This window comes from Achromobacter veterisilvae (assembly GCF_037619525.1).
GTDB classification, from domain to species: domain Bacteria; phylum Pseudomonadota; class Gammaproteobacteria; order Burkholderiales; family Burkholderiaceae_B; genus Achromobacter; species Achromobacter veterisilvae.
On the sequence record NZ_CP148753.1, the window covers coordinates 6,432,588 to 6,455,624 of the forward strand.

A 23,037-nucleotide genomic window follows, 5' to 3' on the forward strand; every position below is an offset into this window, starting at 1 on the left:
CGGCTGCCCTAAAGGAAAAAATCTCATGCGCCTGTCGCGCTTCTTCATTACGCGCCCGATATTCGCCGCGGTGCTGGCGATCGCCATCACGATTGTGGGTGCGATCTCCTACTTCGCACTTCCCGTTGCCCAATACCCGGACATCATTCCTCCCACCGTCGTGGTTTCCGCGACCTACCCCGGCGCGTCGGCGGAAACCGTCGCGGAAACCGTGGCCGCTCCCATCGAGCAGGAAATCAATGGCGTGGAGAACATGCTTTACCAGTCCAGCCAGTCCACGGCGGACGGAAAGGTGTCCATATCGATTACGTTCAAGGTCGGGACCGATCTCGATGCGGCCCAGATGCTGGTGCAGAATCGGGTGGCGGCGGCCGTGCCTCGCCTGCCGCAAGAGGTGCAGCGGCTGGGCGTCACCACCCGCAAGACGTCGCCCAGCGCCCTGATGGCGATCAACCTGGTTTCTCCGGATGGCTCGCTGGATCAGGCCTATCTTTCGAACTATGCCCTCACCCAGGTGCGCGACAAGCTGAGCCGTATCGACGGTGTCGGGGAGGCCCGGATTTTCGGCAGCCGCGAAGTGGCCATGCGCATCTGGATCGATCCCCGGCGCACCGCCGCGCTTGAGCTGACGGCCGGGGAGATCGTCGCCGCCATGCGCGCCCAGAACGTGCAGGTTGCCTCCGGGGCGCTGGGCCAGCCGCCCAACCCGAGCGCCGACGCCTTCCAACTGAATGTCCGGACGCAGGGGCGGTTGAGCGAGCCGGAGCAGTTCGCCGACATCGTCATCCGCACGGATTCCGACGGCCGCCAGACTCGCGTTCGCGACGTCGCTCGCGTCGAGCTGGGCGCCGACGACTACGGAACGAATGCCTATCTGTCGGGCAAGCCCTCGATCATGATCGCCATTTTCCAGCGGCCCGGCACCAACGCGCTCGAAACGGGCATCACCCTCGAACGCGAGATGCAGGCGGCGGCAAAGGCGTTTCCGCCCGGGCTTGAATACCGGATCATGTGGAACTCGACGCGCTTCATCGCGCAGTCCACCGAAGCGGTCCGGGATACGCTTTTCGAAGCCGCGGCGCTCGTCGTGCTCGTCATCTTCATCTTCCTGCAGAATTGGCGCGCCGCCGTCATCCCCGTCGTGGCGATTCCCATCTCGCTGGTGGGCACCTTCGCCTTGCTGGCCATGTTTGGCTACAGCCTGAACAGCCTGTCGCTGTTCGGACTGGTCCTCGCCATCGGCATCGTGGTGGACGACGCCATCGTCGTGGTTGAAAACGTGGAAAGAAACCTCGCGCGGGGCCTGGGCCCGCTGGAAGCGGCTCGCGTCTCGATGGACGAGGTTTCGGCGGCCCTGGTGGCCATCGTGCTCGTGCTTTGCGCGGTGTTCATTCCCACGTTCTTTCTGACCGGCCTTTCCGGGGCGTTCTACAAGCAGTTTGCGCTCACCATTTCCGGCGCCACTATCATTTCGCTCGTCTTGTCGTTGACGCTCTCGCCGGCCTTGGCCGCGGTGCTGCTGCGGACGCACACGAAGGAGAAGAGCCGGCATCGGATCATCCGGCGCATGCAGCTTGCCGGCGACGGGTTCAACGAACGATTCGACCGGTTCAGCGCCCGCTATGGCCGATTGACGCAGTGGCTCGTGGCGCGCCCGAAGCGTGTCTTGATCAGCTACGGCGGGCTTGTGCTGGCGACCATAGGCATTTTCTGGGTAACGCCCACCGGCTTCATTCCCTCGCAAGACCAGAGCTATCTGATATCGATCACTCAACTTCCGCCGGGGGCCTCGCTGGCGCGTACCGATGCAGTGGTGCAAGAGGTGTCCAAGCGCTTGCTGAAGATCGATGGGGTCCGTGGCACGATCATGCTGCCCGGCTACGACGCCGCGTCGAACACGAATTCGCCGAACACCGCCACCGCCTTCATCCCGCTCAAGCCATTTGAAGAGCGGTCCCGCCCCGCCAGCGACATCCTCGATGAAGCACGCAAAGCCGTCGCGGACATCGATCAAGCGCGGGTTCTCATCATTCCCCCTCCGCTGATCGACGGCATCGGCTCGGCGGGCGGCTACCGGATGATGGTGCAGGATCGCGGCGGCCACGGGTACAAGCCGCTGGGGACGATTTCCGATCAGCTCATGGCCAAGGCGAACGGCACCGATGGGTTATCGCAGGTCTACTCCTTCTTCAACACCTCCACCCCTCGCATCTTCGCCGACATCGACCGGCGCAAAGCCGAAATGCTGGGGGTTCCGCCGGATCGCGTCTTTGAAGCGCTGCAGGTCTATCTGGGCTCGGCCTATGTGAACGACTTCAATCTTCTGGGACGCACGTTCCGGGTGATCGCGCAGGCCGAACAAGGCCAGCGCAACAGCGAATCCGACATCGCCAATCTGAAGACGCGGTCCGACAGCGGCGCGATGGTTCCCATCGGCTCGGTCGCCACGTTCAAGAACGAAACCGGCCCGTTCCGGGTCGTGCGCTACAACCTGTTCCCTGCGGTCGAGGTGGATGGAGACACGGCGCCGGGCTCTTCCACGGGCAGGTCCCTGGCCACGATGGAGAGGCTCGCCGACCAGATGTTGCCCTCGGGATACGGCTACGAATGGACCGGCATCGCGTTCCAGCAAAAGATCGCGGGCAACACTGCCGGCCTCGTCTTCGCGCTTGCTGTGGTGTTCGTGTTCCTGGTGTTGGCGGCGCAATATGAAAGCCTCACCTTGCCCCTGGCAATCATCCTCATCGTCCCCATGTGCCTGCTCGCGGCAATGGTCGGCGTCAATCTCCGCGGGATGGACAACAACGTCCTGACACAGATCGGGCTCGTGGTGCTGATCGCCCTTGCCGCCAAGAACGCGATCCTGGTGGTCGAGTTCGCGAAACAGGCGGAAGAGGAAGACGGCCTGAGCCCGGCCGCCGCGGCGGTGCGCGCCGCCCAGACCCGCCTGCGCCCGATCCTGATGACGAGTTTCGCCTTCATTCTTGGCGCCGTGCCGATGCTTCTGGCCTCGGGCGCGGGCGCCGAGCTGAGGCAGGCCTTGGGCACCTCCGTTTTCTTCGGCATGGTCGGCGTCACCGTCTTCGGCCTGCTCTATACCCCCACGTTCTACGTCGTTTGCCGCAAGCTCGGAGATCGGCTGTCCGCCCGCTCGCTGCAACCGCGGCACGAACAACCAGGAAGCATCAAGTGATTCGATTTCAGACCCTATCGATGTGGGTTGCGCCTCTGCTCTTGAGCGCCTGCGCGGTCGGCCCGGACTACAAGGCGCCGCCGGTCCCGGTTTCCGCGGCGGGGCCGTTCCTGTCCCGAAGCGATGCGACCGCGCCCGACGCCGTTCCCGTTTCCGCCGACTGGTGGAAGCTCTACCAGGACCCGGTGCTGGACAGGCTGGTCCAAGAGGCGCTCGCTTCGAACACCGACGTGCGCGTGGCGATCGCCCGGCTCGCCCGCGCGCGCGCCCAACTTCGTCTAACGTCCGCCGATCGGCTGCCCGGCACCGAGATCGGCGCAAGCGTGAACCGCCAGCGGCAATCCTCCATCCAGTCCTCGCCCGGCGTCGATCGCGAGAATACCGTTGTCGATGCGGGCCTGTCCGTAGCGTACGAGGTCGACCTCTTCGGCCGCGTGCGGCGGAACATCGAAGCCTCGCGGGGCGACTACCAGGCGGCGCAGGCCGAGCTGGACGCCGTGCGGGTATCGACCGTGGCGGCGACGACCCGCGCCTATCTGGGCGCCGCCAGCGCCGCGCATCGGCTGGCCGTGGCGCGACAGATCGTCGATTTGCTGAATCGCTCAGTCAGCGTGACGCGCAGCAGGCAGGACGCGGGCCTGACGACTTCCCTGGACACTGCGCGTATCGCGGCACTCCGGGATCAGCGGCAATCGGACATTCCCAGGATCGTCGCCGAACGCCAGGCCGAGCTGTTCCGACTCTCCCTGCTCACCGGCCGTGCGCCCAAAGACCTTCCGCCCGAAGCCGGCGCCCTCACGACGCCGCCCAGGATCCTGCAGCCCATCCCTGTCGGAGACGGGATGGCGCTCCTCGCCCGACGTCCGGATGTGCGCGCCGCGCAGCAAAGGCTGGCGGCGGAAACGGCCCGGATTGGCGTGGCGACAGCAGAACTGTATCCGCGTGTCTCGATTGGCGCGTCGGTCGGCTCTACCGGGTTCGGCCTTGACGACTTCTTCGGCAGCGGACCGCTACGCTGGTTGGCCGGGTCGCTCCTCTCCTGGTCGTTCCCGAATCAGGAATCGATCCGCGCCCGTATCGATGGCGCTACGGCCGACGCCCAGGCCGCTTTGGCAGCGTTTGACGGGACGGTGATACAGGCCTTGGGCGAAACCGAAACCGCGCTCTCAAACTACGCCCAGAGCCTGGACCGGCGCGGGACCCTGGCCGCGGCCAGGACCCAGGCCGAGAACGTGGCGCGCATCGTCCGGGCGCAAGCGCGAGAGGGGCGCGCCGACAGTCTGGCCTTGCTCGACGCCGAGCGCACCTATGCCGACGCGCAGGCGCAGCTTGCCGAGAGCGAAGCGCGGGTCGTGAATGCTCAGGTGGATCTGTTCAAGGCGCTCGGTGGCGGCTGGGAGTCGGCCCACGCCGACCGCGTGGTTGCCAAGTAGTTCCCCGTCTTCCGGATGGGTTCGAGGCGGATCATTTCTGGATGGAGGGCGTGACGCATGAAGGCAGATATCCCGGCGGCGATTCCCGGCATGGCTCGCCCGTCATCCAGCGCGCCCCGCGCGAACATACAGCTCAACGACATTGCCATGTTTGTCGAGGTCGCGAGGCGGGGCAACTTCGGCCTGTCCGCTGCCGCGCTGGGCGTTCCTCCGTCGACGCTCTCGCGGCGGGTGCGCGGACTGGAACGCGACCTGGGGATGCAGTTGCTCAAGCGCAGCACTCGGAAAATCGGCTTGACCGAGGCAGGCGCGCTCTACTTCGAGCGCTGCCGGGACCTCATCGATGAGGCGCGCGTCGCGCACGAGCAGTTGCAGACGAGCATCGCCTGCGCCGGAGGGCGGTTGAGCGTATCGCTGCCCGCCTCGCTGGCCCAAGTCTTCGTGCCTACGGTGATCGACGCCTTCCACCGCCAGTATCCGGACATTCATTGCCATTTCGAACTAAGCAATCAGCGGGTCGACCCGATCAGCAACACCTGCGACGTCGCCCTGCGCTTCGGCCAGCAACCCAGCTCCAGCCTGATTGCCCACGTCATCAGCGCGATGACGCCGCGCCTGTACGCATCCGCGGACTATCTCGATAAGCACGGAGTGCCCTGTTCACCGGCCGACTTGGCCAGGCATCAATGCCTGATCGGCACGCCCAGAGGAGAGTTCGAATGGGTGTTGCGGTCCGGGGCTCGGGTGGAGCGGATCCGGGTATCGGGCAAAGTGGCGGCCAATGATTCCGGCATGATTCGGTCCTTGGTCCGCGCGGGAATCGGAATCGGGCCACTCATGAAGTTCGAGGCCGCGAAAGCCGGCGGCGGCGACAAGATCGCCCAGGTCCTGGGGCAATGGTCATTGCCGCCGGTTCCCCTGGTCGCCCTGCTACCCACGCGCAAGGTGCCGGCGAGAGTCAGGGCGTTCCTGGATTTCATTCATCCCAATCTGCAGGACTGCTGAAATCCTCAAGCCGCATCTATGGCCATCGCAACGCTGATCAGCACCACCGCGGCGATGGAAACCGCGAACACCCGCCGCGCCCAGCGCGCATCGTCGCCAGCCGAAAACCCGTCCACGGCAGTTTTCAGCCAGTAGATTCCGCTTAACAAAACCATTGAGATGTAGAGATTTCCCACATATCCCAGCGCCGCGAGGGAAAGCGCGGCCACGAAAAATGCGGCAATGTACAAAACGATGCGCTTCTTCGCTTGATGCCTCCCCTTCACCAGGGGCAGGACGGGGATACACGCCGCTTCATAGTCCTTCCATCTGAACATGGCGATGGCGTAAGAGTGAGGCATTTGCCATATCCCGAAGATCACGAAGAGCGCGACAGCGGCCGTGTCGATGGTTCCGCGCACCGAGCAATAGCCCACGACAGGCGGGATCGCGCCCGATATGCTGCCGACCAACGTGGCGTGGACCGATCTGCGTTTCAGGAAAAGCGAGTACACCCCTACATAGACAACGTATCCGATGAACATCAGGACCAGCGGCTCAATTCGACGCGTCGCGGCATACAAAAGCAAGAATCCGGCGAAAGCCAGAATACAGGCAAAGGTCAGAGCCGACGTTATCGAAATGCTCCCGGCCGCCATCGGACGCGCAGAGGTGCGTTCCATGAGCCGGTCGATGTCACGGTCAATCACGTTGTTGGCGGCGCATCCGGATCCGATCACGAGCGCGGCGCCAGATATCACCAGTGCGCTATGACCTACATCCACGACGCCTCGCGATGCGAGCAGGTAGCCGCCGGCGAGAGATATGAGATTACCGGCCACAATGCCTGGCTTGACCAACTCGAGATAGGTTCGATACATAAAATATCGCCGGGTCGAACTGACCGCGGACAAGAAACAGCCGAACAGGCTTGATGACAGGAATAACCGTGATCGCGTCGTTGGTGGGCCAACGCCTGGGCCTGCCGGATCTACCGGCGGCCGCTGCGATCGTGCGGCGCGCAGGGTCAACCCGGCCCGGCCACAGCGCCCCTCTGGACCGGCCCACGCACCCACAACCATGTCATCAGGCCGGCCGCCAGCACCACCGGCAGCATGGCCGCGTTCAGCGCTTCCCATCCGAAGGCGTCCAGCGCCGGTCCGGCCGCCAGCGTGGCCAGCGCAGTAGCGGCATAACGCAGCATCTCGGCCGCGCCTTGCGCGCGGGCGCGCTCCGACGGGCGGTAGGACTGCGCCAGCAGCGTGGTGCCGCCGACGAACATGAAATTCCATCCCACCCCCAAGCAGAACAGCGCCGCATAGAACGCGGGCAGTGACGGCGAGGCCATCGCGATCAGCGAGCAAGCGACGTTCAGCAGCATGCCGGCGCCCAGCACCCGCGGCAGGCCGAAGCGCTGGATCAGCGTGCCGGCAAAGAAAGCCGGCGCGTACATGCCGACCAGGTGCCATTGCATGATGTTGGCGCCGTCCCCGATGCTGTGGCTGCATGCCACCGCGGCCAGCGGCGCCGCGGTCATGATGAACATCATCGAAACCGACCCGACCACGTTGTTGGCAAGCGCGGCGACGAACACCGGCTGGCGCGCCACCTCCCGCAGCGGCCGCGCGGGCAGGCCGGCCTGGATCTCGCCGGCCGCGGCGGGCGCTTCGGCGTCGCGGTAGCCGCCCCACAGCAGCGCGGCCGACAGCAGTGCCAGCAAGGTCACCATCAGATAGGCGCCGGCGAAAGTGACCGGCGCGAACAGATCCCGACTCCAGGCGGCCAGTGCGGGGCCGGCAATCGCGGCGATGACGCCGCCGGCCATCACCACCGAGATCGCGCGGCTCTTGGCGGCGGGCTCGACTGCGTCCGCCGCCGCTAGCCGGTAATACTGGGCAAAGGCCTGGAACACGCCGACCAGCGCGGTGCCGGCGCAGAACGCCCAGAAATCGGCATGAAACACGGCCCATACCGATAGGCCGCCGCCCGCCGCGCCGGCCAGTGCGCCCAGTGCGAATCCCCTGCGCCGGCCGATGCGCTGCATCAGCAACGAGGCGAACCAGGTGACCAGTGCGCCCGCTACCGTTATCAACGCGAATGGCAGGGTCGACAACGCCCTGTTGGGCGCGAGCATGTGGCCGGTCAGCGCCGTCAGCGTCAGGTCGATGGAAATGGCTGCGACGAATAGGCCCTGACAGACGGCCAGGATACGGGCGTTGCGACGGCCGTTAGTGGGGGAGACGGAGAGGGGCATAGCGGGATCGATGGGAATGAACGGAATGGGGAGGGCGGTGCGGTAAGCGCGGCCGGGTGGGGCTGACGGGTTTGACAGGCCTCACTTTATCGGCGCACGCTTTGGCGTAAATGACATAATTCCCTCAAAAAAAGCCATTCCCCACGCCGTCATATCCATGCGGGTGCCGGGCTTCCAATTGCTGGACATGTCCGGCCCTGCTGCGGTGTTCCAGACCGTCGGCAAGCAGGCTCGGACCGCCGCCGGTCCGGCCTATGCGGTTCACGTCGTGTCCGAGCACCCAGCCGGCTTCGATAGTCGATTTCCGTCAAAACTGGGGGCAGCTCCAAACTCCGCGAGCTTCGACGCCCGTGACACCCCCAATATGTAACAACCCTCCTTCCCCCCTTGAAGCCTAGAACATCATCCCTATAATTAGCACTCGACACCGGTGAGTGCTAACAACGTTCCCGGGCTCAACTGATCATCCTTTCTTCTTCTTTTTTGTAACAGGAGTTCCTCATGGCCTTGCGTCCCCTGGGCGATCGCGTGATCGTCAAACGCCTCGAAAACGAGCGCAAGACTGCCTCGGGCATCGTCATTCCCGACAGCGCCGCCGAAAAGCCTGACCAAGGTGAAGTCGTGGCCGTCGGCCCCGGCAAGAAGACCGAAGACGGCAAGATCCTGCCCGTCGACCTGAAGGCTGGCGACAAGGTTCTGTTCGGCAAGTACGCCGGCCAGTCCGTGAAGGTCGATGGCGAAGAACTGCTCGTCATCCGCGAGGACGAAATCCTCGCCGTGGTCCTGTAATCCCTGCCTCAAACGAATTTTCGAAGGAAGCTAAGAAATGGCTGCCAAGCAAGTATTGTTCGGTGACGACGCCCGCGTGCGCATCGTCCGCGGCGTGAATGTCCTCGCCAACGCTGTCAAAACCACCCTCGGCCCCAAGGGTCGCAACGTCGTGCTGGAGCGCTCGTTCGGCGCCCCGACCGTGACCAAGGACGGCGTGTCCGTCGCCAAGGAAATCGAACTGAAGGACAAGTTCGAGAACATCGGCGCCCAACTGGTCAAGGACGTCGCCTCGAAGACCTCCGACAACGCCGGTGACGGCACCACCACCGCCACCGTGCTGGCCCAGGCCATCGTCATGGAAGGCCTGAAGTACGTTGCCGCCGGTTTCAACCCGATCGACCTGAAGCGCGGCATCGACAAGGCCGTCGCCGCCGCCGTCGCCGAACTGAAGAAGCAATCCAAGCCGGTCACGACCAGCAAGGAAATCGCCCAGGTCGGCTCGATCTCGGCCAACAGCGACAGCTCCATCGGCCAGATCATCGCTGACGCGATGGACAAGGTCGGCAAGGAAGGCGTCATCACCGTCGAAGACGGCAAGTCGCTGGAAAACGAGCTGGACGTCGTCGAAGGCATGCAATTCGACCGCGGCTACCTGTCGCCCTACTTCATCAACAACCCGGACAAGCAAGTCGCCGCCCTGGAAGATCCGTATGTCCTGATTTTCGACAAGAAGATCAGCAACATCCGCGACCTGCTGCCCGTGCTGGAACAAGTCGCCAAGTCGAGCCGTCCGCTGCTGATCATCGCTGAAGACGTCGAAGGCGAAGCGCTGGCCACCCTGGTTGTGAACAACATCCGCGGCATCCTGAAGACCACCGCCGTCAAGGCTCCTGGCTTCGGCGACCGCCGCAAGGCCATGCTGGAAGACATCGCCATCCTGACGGGCGGCACGGTGATCTCCGAAGAAACCGGCATGTCCCTGGAAAAGGCCTCGCTGGCCGAACTGGGCCAAGCCAAGCGCATCGAAGTGGGCAAGGAAAACACGACGATCATCGACGGCGCTGGCGACAGCAAGTCGATCGAAGCCCGCGTGAAGCAAATCCGCGTCCAGATCGAAGAAGCCACGTCCGACTACGACCGTGAAAAGCTGCAAGAACGCGTGGCCAAGCTGGCCGGCGGCGTTGCCGTGATTCGCGTTGGCGCTGCCACCGAAGTCGAAATGAAGGAAAAGAAGGCTCGCGTCGAAGACGCCCTGCACGCTACCCGCGCTGCTGTGGAAGAAGGCGTTGTGGCCGGCGGCGGCGTTGCTCTGCTGCGCGCCAAGCAATCCATCTCCGACCTGAAGGGCGACACCCCTGACCAGAACGCCGGCATCAAGCTGATCCTGCGCGCTGTCGAAGAGCCGCTGCGCACCATCGTCACCAACGCCGGCGAAGAAGCCAGCGTGGTGGTGAACAACGTGCTGAACGGCAAGGGCAACTTCGGCTACAACGCCGCGACCGGCGAGTACACCGACCTGGTCGAGCAAGGCGTGCTGGATCCCACCAAGGTGACCCGCACCGCCCTGCAGAACGCTGCCTCCGTCGCCAGCCTGCTGCTGACCGCCGAAGCTGCCGTGGTCGAACTGGCCGAAGACAAGCCCGCTGCTCCGGCCATGCCCGGCGGCATGGGCGGCATGGGCGGCATGGACTTCTAAGTCCCGCTTCCCTTGCAAGGCCTCCCCGGCTCCGGCCGGGGAATGCAGTATCCTGAAAAACCCCCGGTCCTTCGCCCCGGGGGTTTTTCTTTGCCCGCCGTCCGCGCGGGCGCGGCCGCCTTCGCCCAGGGCCGGAACGTTTGCGCACAATCTGAAGGTTTCGCCGGGACGCATGCGTCCCTACAATGAAGGCTTCATGGACTGAACCCAGAACTATGCGCCTCCCCCAGAGCCTCCGCGTCCTGCGCCCGTCCGAGATCGGCGGGCTGCTGATGGATTCCGCCAATCAATGGTCCGCCCACCGCGCCTCCAGCAAGGGAGCGGCCCTGGCCTTGTACATGGTTTTCTCGCTGGCGCCCATGCTGATCCTCCTCATCGCGGTGGCGGGGGCCTTCTTCGGCGAGGACGCGGTGCGCTCCGAACTGTTCTCGTCCCTGCGGGAACTGACCGGCGAACGCGGGGCCGAGGTGATCCAGACGGTGCTGGCCAGCGCGCACGAGTCCGGCGGGGGCTGGATCGCGGCGCTGATTTCCATTTTCGTGCTGATCTTCAGCGCCACCACGGCGTTCGCCGAGCTCAAGGCCAGCCTGGACGACCTCTGGGAAGTGTCCGGCAACCAGAAAGGCGGGCTGCACGGCATGGTGCGCAGCCGGATGCTGTCGTTCGGCCTGGTGCTGGTGCTGGCGCTGTTCCTGCTGGTTTCCCTGACCGTAAACGCCGGGCTGGGCGCCGCGCGCAAGTACTACGGAGACCTGTGGATGGCCTCCACGGTCGCGACGGTGGCCGAATGGATCTCCAGCCTGTTTTCCTTCTCGGTGGTGGTGGCGCTGTTCGCGGTGATCTTCAAGCTGCTGCCCAGCGCGAAGATCTCCTGGCGCGACGTGATTCCCGGCGCCATCGTGACGGCGGCGCTGTTCCTGATCGGCAAGTGGGGCATCGGCCTGTACCTGAGCCGGGGCGCGGCGGTGTCGGCCTACGGCGCCGCCGGATCGCTGATCGCGCTGCTGCTGTGGATCTACTATTCGGCGCAGATCTTCTTTTTCGGCGCGGTGTTCACGCGGCAATTCGCGCTGCGCTTCGGCACGGCGGAACGGCAGGCATCCGGGCCGCAAGTGCCGCCGGCCTGAACACGGCGCGGGCGTCAGCCTTTCGCGCCGTCCTCCAGGCCGGCCATCAGCCTCAGGCACCGCAGGAACACGGGCCGCAATTCGGGCGGCAGCGGCGCCAGCACCTCGGTCTCGACCTCGGCGTCGCGCGGCAGTACGCGGGCCAGCAGGGCCGCGCCCTCTTCCGTGATTTCCAGCGCATAGGCGCGGCCGTCCTCGGCGGACCGCGTGCGGCGCACGTACCCCTTCTTCGTCATGCGGGCAATCATTTCGGCGAAGGAATTGCGGTCCAGCGCGATCAGTTCGGCGATGCGGTTCTGCGTAGCGCCGGGGTTCTGGTAGACGGTGACCAGCAGGGCTTTCTGGCGGGGAGTCAGGTCTTCTTCGGCGAACGCCTGGGCGAACAGCGCTTCGGCGCGGAAGTGGGCGCGGCGCAGCAAATGGGATGCCACCTGGGTCAGATCGAATTCCTTCAGGGCCCGGGCGGCGGCCGGGCGGGCGGTTCGGGAAGGGCTGGTCATCGGGCGTCCATGGAATATGCCCGACGATTGTAGGCGTTCACACGCAGGGGCTGGCGCCGCGGCCGAAGGCGCGTAAAATCCGCCGAATCGGTAACGATTCTCAATTCTAGCGTTCCACCCCATGTCCGGACCGAACACTCTGCCGGCCTTCCAGAGCCTGTACGCGCAGCATCACGGCTGGCTGCGCGCATGGCTGCTGCGCAGGCTGAAATGCCGCTTCCGCGCCGAGGACATCGCGCACGACGCGTTCCTGCGCCTGCTGCGCCGCGGCGGCCTGGAGACGGCGGACCAGCCCCGCGCCCTGCTGGCCACCACCGCCAGCAGGCTGGTGATCGACGAACACCGCCGCCAGGAGATCGAGCAGACCTATCTGTCGCTGCAGGCGGAATGCTGCGCCGCGCATACCGCGCCTTCGGCCGAACAGGTCGCCATGGCGGTCGAGGCGCTGGCCGCGGTGACGGGCGCGATCGAACGCCTGCCCGCCAAGGCGGGCCAGGCTTTTCTCATGAGCCTGTACGACGGGATGTCTCACCGCGACATCGGCCTGGCGCTGCGGGTGTCGGAGCGCTCGGTCAAGCTGTACCTCGCACAGGCCTTGCTCGCCTGCCACGACGTGCTGGCCGACCTGGCGCCGGCGCACGGCGATGCGTGAGGCCCAGGGCAATCCGGCGGGCGGTCCGCCGCTGCCGCGCGCCGCGCTGGAGGAAGCCGCCCATTGGCACAGCGTCATGGACGGCCATCCCAGCGCCGAGGAAACCCGGGATTTCGAGCGATGGCGCACCGCCAGTCCGGACCACGAACGCGCCTGGCAGCGCATGCGGGAACTGTGGAGCCTGTTGTCCGCGCCCGCGGCGCAGGCGCCCCCGGACCGGCTGGGCGGGCTGGTCCGCGACACCGCGGCCAGGCGGCGCAAGCGCCGGCGGAGAACGGCCTCGGGGCTGGCGCTGGGCGCGGCGCTCCTGGTGTCGGCCTGGTGGGCGGGCCAGGCCCAGATGCCCTGGCTGGCCGCCGATCTGCGCAGCGGCGTGGGCGAGCGCCGCACGGTCGAATTGAGCGACGGCAGCCGCGTCACGCTGAATACCGACAGCGCCATCGATATCCTCTATACGCCGACGGAACGCCGCATCGTGCTGCGCCAGGGCGAGATCCTGGCCGAAGTCGCCCACGGCGCCCCCGGACGGCCGTTCGTGGTGGATACCCGCGACGGCACCGCCACGGCGCTGGGCACCCGCTACGTGGTCCGCCTGATGCCGGACGCCACGCGCGTGACGGTGACGGAGTCGCGGGTGCGAGGCTGCCCCGCCGCTCCCGGCGCCGCCTGCCGCGACGCGTCCGCCGGACAGGCGCTCGAGATCCGCGCCGCGTCGGTCGAGCCCGTCCAGCCCGCCAACCGCGATGCGGAAGCCTGGACCCAGGGCCGCTACGCGGTGATAGACACGCCGCTGCCCGAGGTGCTGGCCGAGCTGGCGCGCTACCGGCGCGGGCTGCTGATCTACGACGCGCGGGCGCTGGCGGACCTGCGCGTTTCCGCGGTGCTGCCGCTGCAGGGCGATGAAGCGTACGCCTCGCTCCAGGAAAGCCTGCCCATCCGGGTGCGCAGCTACGGCCCGTGGATATTGCGGGTGGAACGGCGCTAGCGAATTTGTAACGGGCCTTTCCCTTTTGCGCGTCCGGCGCGTCATCCCTTCCATGCACAACCCAGCATGGAGCATTGCGGTGTACCCGAAACCCTTCAGCAAATTCCTCGCCGGCCTGGCGCTCGTCCTGCAGGCGCTGGCCACCTCGGCGCTTGCCGCCGAGGGTCCGCCGATACCGCCCGGTCCGCTGGACGAGGCGTTGAACGCCTATGCCCAGCGGCGCGGCCTGGTGATTTCCTATGACGCCTCGCTCACGCGGGGCCTGCGCAGCCCCGGCCTGCCCGCGCCCACCGGAACGGACGAAGACCTGTCCGCCCTGCTCGCCGGCACGGGCCTGTCGGCCCGGCGCAATGCCGAAGGCCGCATCCAGTTGCGGAAAGCGCCCTCTTCTCCCGCCGTGGAACTCGCGCCGATCACCGTGAGCGGCGTCCAGGAATCGGCTTTCGGTCCGGTGGACGGCGTCGTGGCGACACGCAGCGCCTCGGGGTCCAAGACCGATGCCGCCCTTCTGGAAACGCCGCAGACCATCAACGTGATCAGCCGTTCGGAAATGGACCGCCGGCCGGTGCGCAGCACGGCGGAAGCGCTGGCCTACACGCCGGGGGTCAATGCCGCCTGGGCGGGTTACGACGTGCGCTTCGATGTGATTCAGTTGCGCGGTTTCAACGCCAACTACGCCACCTACCAGGACGGGCTGCGCAGCGCCACGGGCGAATACGTGATTCCGCGGCTGAACCCTTATGGCGCCGAACGCATCGAGGTGCTGAAGGGGCCGGCCTCGGTGCTCTACGGCCAGAACACGCCGGGCGGCCTGGTGAACTTCGTCACCAAGGCGCCTACGGAAACGCGCCAGGGCGAGATCCAGCTCGAAGGCGGCAGCAACGACCACAAGCAGGGCGCGTTCGACCTGGGCGGCCCGCTGAACGAAGGCGCCACGCTGCGCTACCGCCTGACCGGGCTGTACCGCGACGCGGGCGCTTCGCTGGACCGCGTGGACGAAACCAACCGGTATTTCGCGCCGGCCTTTACCTGGGCGCCGAACGCGGACACCAGTTTCACGCTGCGCGTGCAGTACCAACGCGACCTCGTCGACGGCTGGACGGGTTACTTCTGGCCCGCCGAAGGCACGCTCTACGGCAATCCGAACGGCCGCCTGAAGCGCTCGCGCTTTCCCGGCGAGCCGGGCGTGGACCGCTGGGACGTGGAGCAGCGCTCGGTCGGCTACCGCCTGGACCACCGCCTGAATTCCATCTGGAAGGTCAGCCAGAACCTGCGCTATGCCGAAATCGACTTCGACGCGCGGAACAGCTTCCTGAACGGCTTCCTCGACGACGAAAAGCGACTCATCGACCGCAGCTATGTCGGGTGGAAGGAGCAGGTGTATGCCTTCACAGTGGACAATCAGGTGCAGGCCGAGTTCGACACCGGCCCCCTGTCGCACACCGTGCTGGCCGGCCTGGACCTGCGCCGCGTGAACAACAGCTACCGCTTCTACATGGGCACGCTGGGGCCGCTGGACCTGTACCGCCCGGTCTATGGCCAGCGGCCGCGGGATATCGCCGAATACACCGACACCCGCACGCACACAACGCAGATCGGCTATTACCTGCAGGACCAGATCCGCGCGGGCCAATGGGTCTTCACCGGCGGCGCGCGCTATGACCGCGCCTGGGCCGACAAGCAGGGAGTGAACTTCGGCTCGGACGCCGCGGGCAGCCAGAGCGACACCGCGTGGACCGGACGCGCCGGCATCGTCTACCTGGCGCGCAACGGCCTGGCTCCCTATGTCAGCTACTCGACGTCGTTCGACCCCGCCACGGGCGCCACCCGGTCCGGTTCGCCGTTCAAGCCCACCGAAGGAGAGCAGTACGAGGCCGGCATCAAGTACGAGCCGCCCGGCCAGAAGGCCTTCGTCACGCTGTCGGCGTTCCAGCTTACGCAAAAGAATGTGATCGCCGCGGATCCATCCGACCCCGCGTTCAACGCGCAGACCGGCGAAGTGCGCGTGCGCGGCGTCGAACTGGAAGGCAAGGCGGAACTGGGCCTGGGGTGGACGCTGATCGCTTCCTATGCTTACAGCCACGGCGAAGTGACCCGCAACACGCCCGATTACACCGGCGTCAATACCGAAGGCAAGGCCGTGCCCAACCTGCCTCGCCACCAGGCCGCCCTGTGGGCCGACCACAGCTTCGGCGGCGCGGCGCGCGGCCTGACCGCCGGCATGGGCGTGCGCTACCGGAGCAGCACCTATGGCGACGCCTACAACGAACTGGGCATGAAGCCGGTCACGCTGGTCGACGCGCGCGTCTCCTACGACCTGGGCGCCCTGGATCCCTCGCTCAAGGGACTCGCCTTCGCGCTGTCGGCGACCAACCTGTTCGACCGCCGCTACGTGGCTAGCTGCGGCAGCACGACATCGTGCTACTGGGGGCAGGAGCGCCAGGTGTACGGTACGCTCAGCTACCGCTGGTAGGCGGCAAACGCTCTCCCCGTCCGCGCCGCGCGGGCGGGGAAGGCGCGCCGCCCTGGAATTCCATCATTGACTTGCCGGCCCGCGCTGCCTATTATTTGCCGATATAGTACGTATACGTACTTAATATCCATTGGAAGCCGGGCAATGACGCCACGCCAGCTACGCAATTACATCGATGGCCGCTTCGAAGACGGCGCGTCCACCTTCGACAAGCACAGCCCGGTGGATGGGCGCCTCATCGCCCAGGTCCACGAAGCCGATCGCGGCCAGGTGAACCGCGCCGTGGAAGCCGCGCGCCGCGCCCTGCCCGCCTGGGCCGCGCTGCCGGTCGCCGCGCGTACCGACTACCTGCTGGCGCTGGCCGACGGCATCGACCGGCGGTTCGACGACTTCCTGCAGGCCGAAATCGGCGACACCGGCAAGCCCGTCGGCTGGGCCGGCAAGATCGACATCCCCCGGGGCGCGGCCAATTTCCGGGCCTTCGCCGAACTGGCCCGCACGCTGGACATGGAAAGCTACATGACCGACACGCCGGACGGCAGGCAGGCGCTGAACTACGCCTACCGCAAGCCGCTGGGCGTGGTGGGCGTGATCTCGCCCTGGAACCTGCCGCTCCTGCTGCTGACCTGGAAGGTGGCGCCGGCGCTGGCGTTCGGCAACACAGTGATCATGAAGCCGTCCGAGGTCACGCCCTCGACGGCCACCCTGCTGGCCGAAGTCGCCGACGAAGCGGGGCTGCCGCCCGGCGTGCTGAATCTGACGCACGGGTTCGGCCCGAACTCGGCGGGCGAATTCATGACCGCGCACCCGGGCATCGACGGGATCACCTTTACCGGCGAATCCGCCACGGGCGCCGCCATCATGCGCGCCGTCGCGCCCGGCGTGAAGCCGGTGTCGTTCGAGCTGGGCGGCAAGAACGCGGCCCTGGTGTTCGCCGACGCGGACTTCGACGCGGCGGTGGACGGCGTCACGCGCTCGGCCTTCGCCAACTGCGGCCAGGTCTGCCTGTGCACCGAACGGGTGTATGTCGAGCGCCCCATCTACGAGCGCTTCGTCGAGGCGCTGGCGGCGCGGGCCAAAGCCATGCGCATCGGCTGGCCGATGGAGCCCGATACCGAGATGGGGCCGCTGGTGTCGCGCGAACACCGCGAAAAAGTGCTGTCGTACTTCGCCTTGGCGCGCCAGGAAGGCGCGGCCGTGGCGGCGGGCGGCGGCATTCCGGAATTCGGCGACGCCCGCGACGCGGGCGCGTACGTGCAGCCCACGGTCTGGACCGGCCTGTCCGAACAGGCCCGCTGCATCAAGGAGGAGGTCTTCGGCCCCGTGTGCCACGTGGCGCCCTTCGATACCGAGGACGAGGCCATCCGCCTGGCCAACGACACCCGCTACGGCCTGGCCGCGGCGGTCTGGACGCAGAACCTCAGCCGCGGACACCGCGTGGCGCAGGCCATGAAGGTCGGCCTGGCCTGGGTCAACTGCTGGTTCCTGCGCGATCTGCGCACGCCCTTCGGCGGCAGCGGCCTGTCGGGTATCGGCCGCGAAGGTGGACGCCATTCGCTGCATTTCTATACTGAGCCCACCAACGTCTGCATCAAGCTCTGACGTCCCCCCGTCCCAAAGGAAAGCGGAATGAACCCAGCCACCACCAGCGCCACCGTCGTCGCCGGAAAAGCCACGCCCCGGGGCAAGTACCCGCACATCAAGCGCGCCGGCGACTTCCTGTTCGTCTCCGGCACCAGCTCGCGCCTGCCCGACAACCGCATCGCGGGCGCCGAAGTCGACGCCATGGGCACGGCGACCCTGGATATCCGGGCGCAGACGCGCGCCGTCATCGAGAACATCCGCGACATCCTGGGCACCGCCGGCGCCACCCTGGCCGACGTGGTGGAAATCAGCACGTACCTGGTCAACATGAACGATTTCGGTGGATACAATCAGGTCTACGGCGAGTATTTCGACGCCGATGGTCCAGCACGCACCACCGTCGCGGTGCACCAGTTGCCGCATCCGCAGTTGCTGATCGAAATCAAGGCGGTCGCCTACAAGCCGCTTGCACGCTAGCGGCGCGCCAGCACGCATGTCGAACTTCCGGATTACGCCCAACGCCCTCAGCCACAAACTGAAGCTGCACCAGTTGCAGATCTTCGAACGCGTGCTGGCGCGCCGCTCGCTGTCGCGCGCCGCCAGTGAACTGCACCTGACCCAGCCCACCGTCACCAAGGCCATCCACGACCTGGAATCCTTCTTCGGCGCCACGCTGTTCGAACGTTCCAACCGCGGCGTCACGCCGACCGAACTGGCCCTGGTGCTGGGCCGCCGGGTCCACGCCATGATGGCCGAGATCCGCTACATGGCCGACGACATCGACGCCGTGCTGGGCGGAGCCCGCGGCCACGTGGTGGTGGGCACCCTGATCGCCGCGTCCGCCAAGCTGTTGCCCGAGGCCATCGCGCGCTTGATGACGGACCACCCCGGCATCCAGGTCACGGTGCGCGAAGGGCCCACCGCGCAATTGCTGCCGGCCCTGGCCACGGGCGATCTGGACATCGTCGTGGGCCGCTTGCCGGGCGCCGACATGGCGTCGATCTCCGGCGTCGCCGTGGACCACCACAAGCTGTACCGGGAAGATCTGTGCCTGGTGGCCGGCGCGCGCCATCCCCTGGCCGGCGCGCGGGAAGTGGCGCTGGCCGACCTGGCCGACTGCATCTGGATCCTGCCCGCGCCCACCTCGCCGCTGCGCGCCTCGATCGAACGCACCTTCTTCGACGCCGGCCTGCGCCTGCCCGCCAGGCACGTCGAATCGCTTTCGCTGCTGACCAACATCGGCGTGCTCATGCACAGCGACGCGCTCGCTCTCATCCCCTACGACGCGGCGGCGCAGTTCCTGTCCATGGGCATCCTGGCCAGGCTGCCCACCGATGTCTTCGGCGCCTTCGGCGACGTGGGCTATTCGGTCCGCGCGGACCGCCCCCTGACCCCGGCCTGCCAGCGGCTGGTGGACTACCTGAAGCAGATCGCCGCGCAGCGCGCGCCGCAGCCCGGGACCGGCGGCTGAAGCCGGCCTCTCAGGGTTACCCCGCGATAGACGGACAGCATAGCCACCCGCGCAATTTCTATTGTGCAGTCCCTCGCTGCGCCGCCTAGACTCCAAGGGAGAGCGCAGTTCCCCCATCCCTGGAGTTCCCCATGCTCGCCTACGGTTCCCCGTTCAATTTCCAGCGCTGGATCGACGACAACGCGCATCTGCTCAAGCCGCCGGTCGGCAACAAGCAGATCTGGCAGGACGCCGACTTCATCGTCACCGTGGTCGGCGGCCCGAACCTGCGCACCGACTACCACGACGATCCGCTGGAAGAGTTCTTCCACCAGTTGCGCGGCAACGCCTGGCTGTCGCTCTGGATAGACGGCAGGCCGGAACGCGTGGACCTGAAGGAAGGCGACATTTTCCTGTTGCCGCCGCACGTGCGCCATTCGCCGCAGCGGCCCGAAGCCGGCAGCGTCTGCCTGGTCATCGAACGCCAGCGCCCCGCGGGCCTGCTGGACGGCTTCGAATGGTATTGCCCCGAATGCCATCACCTGGTTCACCGCGCGGAGGTGCAGCTCCAGAGCATCGTGACCGACCTGCCGCCGCTGTTCCAGGCTTTCTACTCCAGCACCGAAAAACGCACCTGTCCCGGCTGCGGCGCGATCCACCCGGGCAAGGGGGAAGCTCCCCCGTCTCCGTCCGCGCCCCGCTAGCACCACGCCGCAAACCTTCCCCCCCACGCCAACCCGTCCACCGATGATCCAGAAAATCGATATGCACGCGCATTTTTTCCCGCCGATCACGCGGGAAGAAGCGGCCGCGCTCGACCCCGTCAACGCGCCCTGGCTGCGCCCGGAAGGCGACGGCGCCGCCGGCCAGATCATGGCGGGCGACCGGCCGTTCCGCCCCGTGGACGCCACGCTCTGGGACCCGGCCTTGCGGGTGCGGCAAATGGACCTCCACGGCGTGGACGTGCAGATCCTGTGCGCCACGCCCATCATGTTCGGCTACACCTACCCGGCGCAGGCCGCGGCCGACTGGGCGGCGCGCATGAATGACCTGGCGCTGGAACACTGCGCCCATGCGCCGTCGCGCCTGAAGGCGCTGGCGCAGGTGCCGCTGCAGGACCTGGACCTGGCGTGCCGCGAAGCCTCGCGTTCGCGCGCCGCCGGCCACCTGGGCGTGCAGATCGGCAACCACGTCGGCCCGCGCGACCTGGACGACGAGACCCTGGTCCAGTTCCTGATCCATTGCGCCGGCAACGACATTCCCGTTCTGGTGCATCCCTGGGACATGATGACCGACGGCCGCATGAAGAAATGGATGCTGCCCTGGCTGGTGGCCATGCCGGCCGAAACCCAGCTCGGCATCCTGTCGCTGATTCTGTCCGGCGCCTTCGAGCGCATACCGCGCAGCCTGAAGCTGTGCTTCGCGCATGGCGGCGGCAGCTTCGCCTTCCTGCTGGGACGCGTGGACAACGCCTGGCGGCATCGCGACATCATCCGCCAGGACTGTCCGCAACTGCCTTCGTCCTATACCGACCGCTTCTATACCGACAGCGCGGTCTTCGATCCGCGCTCGCTGCGGCTGCTGATCGACGTGATGGGCGAAGACCGCGTACTGCTCGGCTCCGACTATCCGTATCCGCTGGGCGAGCAGGAGGTGGGCCGGCTGGTGACCCACGCCGGCCTGCTTCCCGAGGTGCAACACAAGATCCTGTTCCGCAACACGATGGCGTTTTTCGGCCTGGACCATTGAAGCGCCCACGCCAGGCCCACATGACCGTGACACACGGCAAGACAAGGGGAATCACGATGCGATGCACTTACAAGCTGGCCGCCGCCGCGGCCCTGGGGCTGGCGCTGTCGGCCACCGCGACGGCCGACGTGAAGATCGGCCTCTTGACGACCTTGACCGGCCCCGGCTCGGTGCTGGGCCAGGACCAACTGGACGGCTTCATGCTCGCCGTGGAACAGGGCGGCGGCAAGCTGGGCGGCGTGCCCGTGCAGATCATCAAGGAAGACGACCAGTTCAAGCCCGAGGTCGGCGTGCAGGCCGCGCGCAAGCTCGTGCAGAGCGACAAGGTGCCGATCATCACCGGCGTGGTCTATTCCAATGTCATGCTTGCCGTGGTGCGGCCGGTGACGAGCGCCGGCGTGTTCCTGGTGGGTTCGAACGCCGGCCCGACCAACCTGGCGGGCAAGGACTGTACGCCCTACTTCTTCTCCACGTCCTGGAACAACACGCAGCGCCACGAGGGCAGCGGCGAAATGGCCAACCAGATGGGATTCGGGAAGGTCTACCTGCTCGCCCCCAACTACCAGGCGGGCAAGGACGCCATGGCCGGCTTCAAGCGCTTCTTCAAGGGCGAGGTGGTCAACGAAGTCTTCACGCAGGTGAACCAGCCCGACTACTCGGTGGAGCTGGCCGCGCTGGCGGAAGCCAGGCCCGACGCCGCCTACGTTTTCTTCCCCGGCGGCATGGGGGTGAACTTCATCAAGCAGTACCGCCAGGCGGGCCTGTTCGGCAAGATCCCGCTGCTGTCGGTGGACACCATCGACGGCGCCACCCTGCCCGCCCTGCAAAAGGATGCCCTGGGCGCGGTCACCAACGTGCCCTATTCGCCCGATCTCGACAATGCGGCCAACCGGGCGTTCGCCGCGGCGTTCCGGCAGAAGTACGGACGCGAACCCTCCAGCTACGCCGCGCAGTCGTGGGACGCCGCCCAGTTGATCGGCTCGGCGCTGAAGAAGACCGGCGGCAAGGTCGACGACAAGGACGCCCTGCGCCGCGCGCTCGAAGCGGCCGATTTCCAGTCCGTGCGCGGCGAATTCCGCTACCAGCCCAATCACTTCCCGGTCGCCGGATTCTTCCGCGCGGACGTGGAGGCCGGCGCGGACGGCAAGGTGGCCTTCGTGAACAAGGGCCCCATCTTTCCGGACCTGTCCAAGGTGGCGGACCAGTACGCCGCCCAGTGCGCCATGAAGTAATCCCCGGCCCGCCCGGCCAGGAGGCGAACGCTATGTCCACGACGCTGCTGCTGGTGCAGGCCTTGAACGGCCTGCAACTCGGAATCCTGCTGTTCCTGCTGGCCGCCGGCCTGACGCTGGTGTTCGGCATCATGAACTTCATCAACCTGGCGCACGGGTCGCTCTACATGATGGGCGCCTTCATCGCCGCCACCGTATTCCGCCACACGGGATCGTTCCTGCTGGCCGCGGGCGCCGTGGTCGCCGGCATGGCCGCGCTGGGGCTGCTGCTGGACCGCATCGCGCTGGCGCGGCTGTACCCGCGGGAACACCTGGACCAGGTGCTGGCCACGTTCGGCTTCATCCTGTTCTTCAACGAACTCACGCGCATCCTATGGGGCCCGGCGCCGATCAGCATGGGGCTGCCGTCCTGGCTGTCCGGCACCATAGCCGTCCTGGGCGTCACGTATCCGCTGTACCGGTTCCTCATCATCGTCGTCGGCCTGGCGGTGGCGGCGGGCTGCTACGTGCTGATCCACCGCACGCGGCTCGGCATGCTGATACGGGCGGGCTCGACCGACCGCATGATGGTGGGCGCGCTGGGCGTGAACATCGCGCGGCTCAATACCCTGCTGTTCGTCCTGGGCGCCGTGCTGGCGGGCGTGGCGGGCCTGATGGCCGGCCCTATCCTGTCGGCGCAGACGGGCATGGGCGAACCCATTCTGATCCTGACGCTGGTGGTCATCGTGATCGGCGGCATCGGCTCGGTGCGCGGCGCCTTCCTGGCCGCGCTGATGGTGGGCCTGGTCGACACGCTGGGCCGCGCGCTCCTGCCCACCCTGCTGCGCGCCGCGCTGCCGCCGTCCGCCGCCAACGCGGCCGGGCCGGCCATCGCATCGATGCTGATCTACATCGTCATGGCGCTGGTGCTGGCCTTGCGCCCGCAGGGCCTGTTCCCGGTCAGGCACGGATAGG

19 protein-coding genes are annotated in these 23,037 nt (G+C 66.7%); 16 read left to right on the forward strand and 3 right to left on the reverse strand.

All coding sequences use genetic code 11. The features are described from left to right. Positions 1 to 25 precede the first annotated feature (25 nt). The 3 genes from WHX56_RS29965 (at position 26) to WHX56_RS29975 (ending at position 5,631) form a co-directional block, all read left to right on the forward strand. Positions 26 to 3,193: a multidrug efflux RND transporter permease subunit gene (locus WHX56_RS29965; protein ID WP_338879802.1), complete on the forward strand. Its 3,168-nt coding sequence runs from the start codon at positions 26 to 28 to the stop codon at positions 3,191 to 3,193. Continuing rightward, positions 3,190 to 4,626 carry a TolC family protein gene (locus tag WHX56_RS29970; protein WP_338879803.1) on the forward strand — a complete coding sequence of 479 codons (1,437 nt, stop codon included), beginning with the start codon at positions 3,190 to 3,192 and terminating at the stop codon, positions 4,624 to 4,626. The genes WHX56_RS29965 and WHX56_RS29970 overlap by 4 nt, the downstream gene beginning before the upstream one ends. 90 nt (positions 4,627 to 4,716) lie before the next feature. Next, entirely contained in the window at positions 4,717 to 5,631 is a 915-nt protein-coding gene (locus WHX56_RS29975; RefSeq protein WP_338881853.1) for a LysR family transcriptional regulator, read from the forward strand. 5 nt (positions 5,632 to 5,636) lie between these two features. Here the strand turns inward: WHX56_RS29975 and cyoE are convergent, their stop codons facing one another. Together cyoE and WHX56_RS29985 are read right to left on the reverse strand one after the other, a co-directional pair. After that, complete coding sequence (gene cyoE, locus WHX56_RS29980) at positions 5,637 to 6,491, reverse strand: heme o synthase (RefSeq protein ID WP_129243380.1); 855 nt, start codon at positions 6,489 to 6,491, stop codon at positions 5,637 to 5,639. Between the two features lie 146 nt (positions 6,492 to 6,637). Then, positions 6,638 to 7,864 (reverse strand): MFS transporter, encoded by a 1,227-nt coding sequence (locus WHX56_RS29985; RefSeq protein WP_338879804.1) that lies wholly within the window; start codon positions 7,862 to 7,864, stop codon positions 6,638 to 6,640. Between the two features lie 501 nt (positions 7,865 to 8,365). On the opposite strand from WHX56_RS29985, the gene groES reads away from it, so the two are divergent. The 3 genes from groES to WHX56_RS30000 all read left to right on the forward strand — a co-directional run bounded on the left by groES (position 8,366) and on the right by WHX56_RS30000 (position 11,458). Beyond that, positions 8,366 to 8,653 (forward strand): co-chaperone GroES, encoded by a 288-nt coding sequence (gene groES / locus WHX56_RS29990; protein ID WP_057283173.1) that lies wholly within the window; start codon positions 8,366 to 8,368, stop codon positions 8,651 to 8,653. A 37-nt stretch (positions 8,654 to 8,690) separates the two neighbouring features. Continuing rightward, entirely contained in the window at positions 8,691 to 10,331 is a 1,641-nt protein-coding gene (gene groL, locus WHX56_RS29995; protein WP_338879805.1) for a chaperonin GroEL, read from the forward strand. Positions 10,332 to 10,546: 215 nt separating this feature from the next. Beyond that, the gene (locus tag WHX56_RS30000; RefSeq protein WP_338879806.1) at positions 10,547 to 11,458 is read left to right on the forward strand and encodes a YihY/virulence factor BrkB family protein; all 912 of its coding nucleotides are present in this window, start codon (positions 10,547 to 10,549) and stop codon (positions 11,456 to 11,458) included. A 14-nt stretch (positions 11,459 to 11,472) separates the two neighbouring features. Here the strand turns inward: WHX56_RS30000 and WHX56_RS30005 are convergent, their stop codons facing one another. Then, positions 11,473 to 11,958, reverse strand: coding sequence for a MarR family transcriptional regulator (locus tag WHX56_RS30005; protein ID WP_338879807.1), 486 nt, complete (start codon positions 11,956 to 11,958; stop codon positions 11,473 to 11,475). Positions 11,959 to 12,079: 121 nt separating this feature from the next. On the opposite strand from WHX56_RS30005, the gene WHX56_RS30010 reads away from it, so the two are divergent. The 10 genes from WHX56_RS30010 (at position 12,080) to WHX56_RS30055 (ending at position 23,036) form a co-directional block, all read left to right on the forward strand. Then, positions 12,080 to 12,610: a sigma-70 family RNA polymerase sigma factor gene (locus WHX56_RS30010; RefSeq protein ID WP_338879808.1), complete on the forward strand. Its 531-nt coding sequence runs from the start codon at positions 12,080 to 12,082 to the stop codon at positions 12,608 to 12,610. Then, a complete protein-coding gene (locus WHX56_RS30015; protein WP_338879809.1) occupies positions 12,603 to 13,595 on the forward strand; it encodes a FecR family protein in 993 nt (330 codons plus the stop codon). Before WHX56_RS30010 ends, WHX56_RS30015 begins: the two co-directional genes overlap by 8 nt. 79 nt (positions 13,596 to 13,674) lie before the next feature. Further along, the gene (locus tag WHX56_RS30020; protein ID WP_338879810.1) at positions 13,675 to 16,068 is read left to right on the forward strand and encodes a TonB-dependent siderophore receptor; all 2,394 of its coding nucleotides are present in this window, start codon (positions 13,675 to 13,677) and stop codon (positions 16,066 to 16,068) included. 144 nt (positions 16,069 to 16,212) lie between these two features. Further along, complete coding sequence (locus tag WHX56_RS30025) at positions 16,213 to 17,670, forward strand: 2-hydroxymuconic semialdehyde dehydrogenase (protein ID WP_338879811.1); 1,458 nt, start codon at positions 16,213 to 16,215, stop codon at positions 17,668 to 17,670. Between the two features lie 27 nt (positions 17,671 to 17,697). Then, positions 17,698 to 18,129, forward strand: coding sequence for a RidA family protein (locus tag WHX56_RS30030; protein ID WP_287753998.1), 432 nt, complete (start codon positions 17,698 to 17,700; stop codon positions 18,127 to 18,129). A 16-nt stretch (positions 18,130 to 18,145) separates the two neighbouring features. Continuing rightward, positions 18,146 to 19,123 (forward strand): LysR substrate-binding domain-containing protein, encoded by a 978-nt coding sequence (locus tag WHX56_RS30035; protein WP_338879812.1) that lies wholly within the window; start codon positions 18,146 to 18,148, stop codon positions 19,121 to 19,123. A gap of 131 nt (positions 19,124 to 19,254) precedes the next feature. Then, complete coding sequence (locus WHX56_RS30040; protein WP_338879813.1) at positions 19,255 to 19,806, forward strand: 3-hydroxyanthranilate 3,4-dioxygenase; 552 nt, start codon at positions 19,255 to 19,257, stop codon at positions 19,804 to 19,806. 43 nt (positions 19,807 to 19,849) lie between these two features. After that, the gene (locus WHX56_RS30045; RefSeq protein WP_338879814.1) at positions 19,850 to 20,851 is read left to right on the forward strand and encodes an amidohydrolase family protein; all 1,002 of its coding nucleotides are present in this window, start codon (positions 19,850 to 19,852) and stop codon (positions 20,849 to 20,851) included. A 56-nt stretch (positions 20,852 to 20,907) separates the two neighbouring features. Next, positions 20,908 to 22,083: an ABC transporter substrate-binding protein gene (locus WHX56_RS30050; protein WP_287755254.1), complete on the forward strand. Its 1,176-nt coding sequence runs from the start codon at positions 20,908 to 20,910 to the stop codon at positions 22,081 to 22,083. 32 nt (positions 22,084 to 22,115) lie between these two features. Beyond that, positions 22,116 to 23,036 carry a branched-chain amino acid ABC transporter permease gene (locus WHX56_RS30055; protein ID WP_287755255.1) on the forward strand — a complete coding sequence of 307 codons (921 nt, stop codon included), beginning with the start codon at positions 22,116 to 22,118 and terminating at the stop codon, positions 23,034 to 23,036. Position 23,037 lies beyond the last annotated feature (1 nt).

Coding starts and splice junctions, on each gene's coding strand:
- WHX56_RS29965 (WP_338879802.1), top strand. CDS start 26: ATGCGCCTGTCGCGCTTCTTCATTACGCGCCCGATATTCGCCGCGGTG.
- WHX56_RS29975 (WP_338881853.1), top strand. CDS start 4,717: ATGGCTCGCCCGTCATCCAGCGCGCCCCGCGCGAACATACAGCTCAAC.
- cyoE (WP_129243380.1), bottom strand. CDS start 6,491: ATGTATCGAACCTATCTCGAGTTGGTCAAGCCAGGCATTGTGGCCGGT.
- WHX56_RS29985 (WP_338879804.1), bottom strand. CDS start 7,864: ATGCCCCTCTCCGTCTCCCCCACTAACGGCCGTCGCAACGCCCGTATC.
- groES (WP_057283173.1), top strand. CDS start 8,366: ATGGCCTTGCGTCCCCTGGGCGATCGCGTGATCGTCAAACGCCTCGAA.
- groL (WP_338879805.1), top strand. CDS start 8,691: ATGGCTGCCAAGCAAGTATTGTTCGGTGACGACGCCCGCGTGCGCATC.
- WHX56_RS30000 (WP_338879806.1), top strand. CDS start 10,547: ATGCGCCTCCCCCAGAGCCTCCGCGTCCTGCGCCCGTCCGAGATCGGC.
- WHX56_RS30005 (WP_338879807.1), bottom strand. CDS start 11,958: ATGACCAGCCCTTCCCGAACCGCCCGCCCGGCCGCCGCCCGGGCCCTG.
- WHX56_RS30010 (WP_338879808.1), top strand. CDS start 12,080: ATGTCCGGACCGAACACTCTGCCGGCCTTCCAGAGCCTGTACGCGCAG.
- WHX56_RS30015 (WP_338879809.1), top strand. CDS start 12,603: ATGCGTGAGGCCCAGGGCAATCCGGCGGGCGGTCCGCCGCTGCCGCGC.
- WHX56_RS30025 (WP_338879811.1), top strand. CDS start 16,213: ATGACGCCACGCCAGCTACGCAATTACATCGATGGCCGCTTCGAAGAC.
- WHX56_RS30030 (WP_287753998.1), top strand. CDS start 17,698: ATGAACCCAGCCACCACCAGCGCCACCGTCGTCGCCGGAAAAGCCACG.
- WHX56_RS30035 (WP_338879812.1), top strand. CDS start 18,146: ATGTCGAACTTCCGGATTACGCCCAACGCCCTCAGCCACAAACTGAAG.
- WHX56_RS30040 (WP_338879813.1), top strand. CDS start 19,255: ATGCTCGCCTACGGTTCCCCGTTCAATTTCCAGCGCTGGATCGACGAC.
- WHX56_RS30045 (WP_338879814.1), top strand. CDS start 19,850: ATGATCCAGAAAATCGATATGCACGCGCATTTTTTCCCGCCGATCACG.
- WHX56_RS30050 (WP_287755254.1), top strand. CDS start 20,908: ATGCGATGCACTTACAAGCTGGCCGCCGCCGCGGCCCTGGGGCTGGCG.
- WHX56_RS30055 (WP_287755255.1), top strand. CDS start 22,116: ATGTCCACGACGCTGCTGCTGGTGCAGGCCTTGAACGGCCTGCAACTC.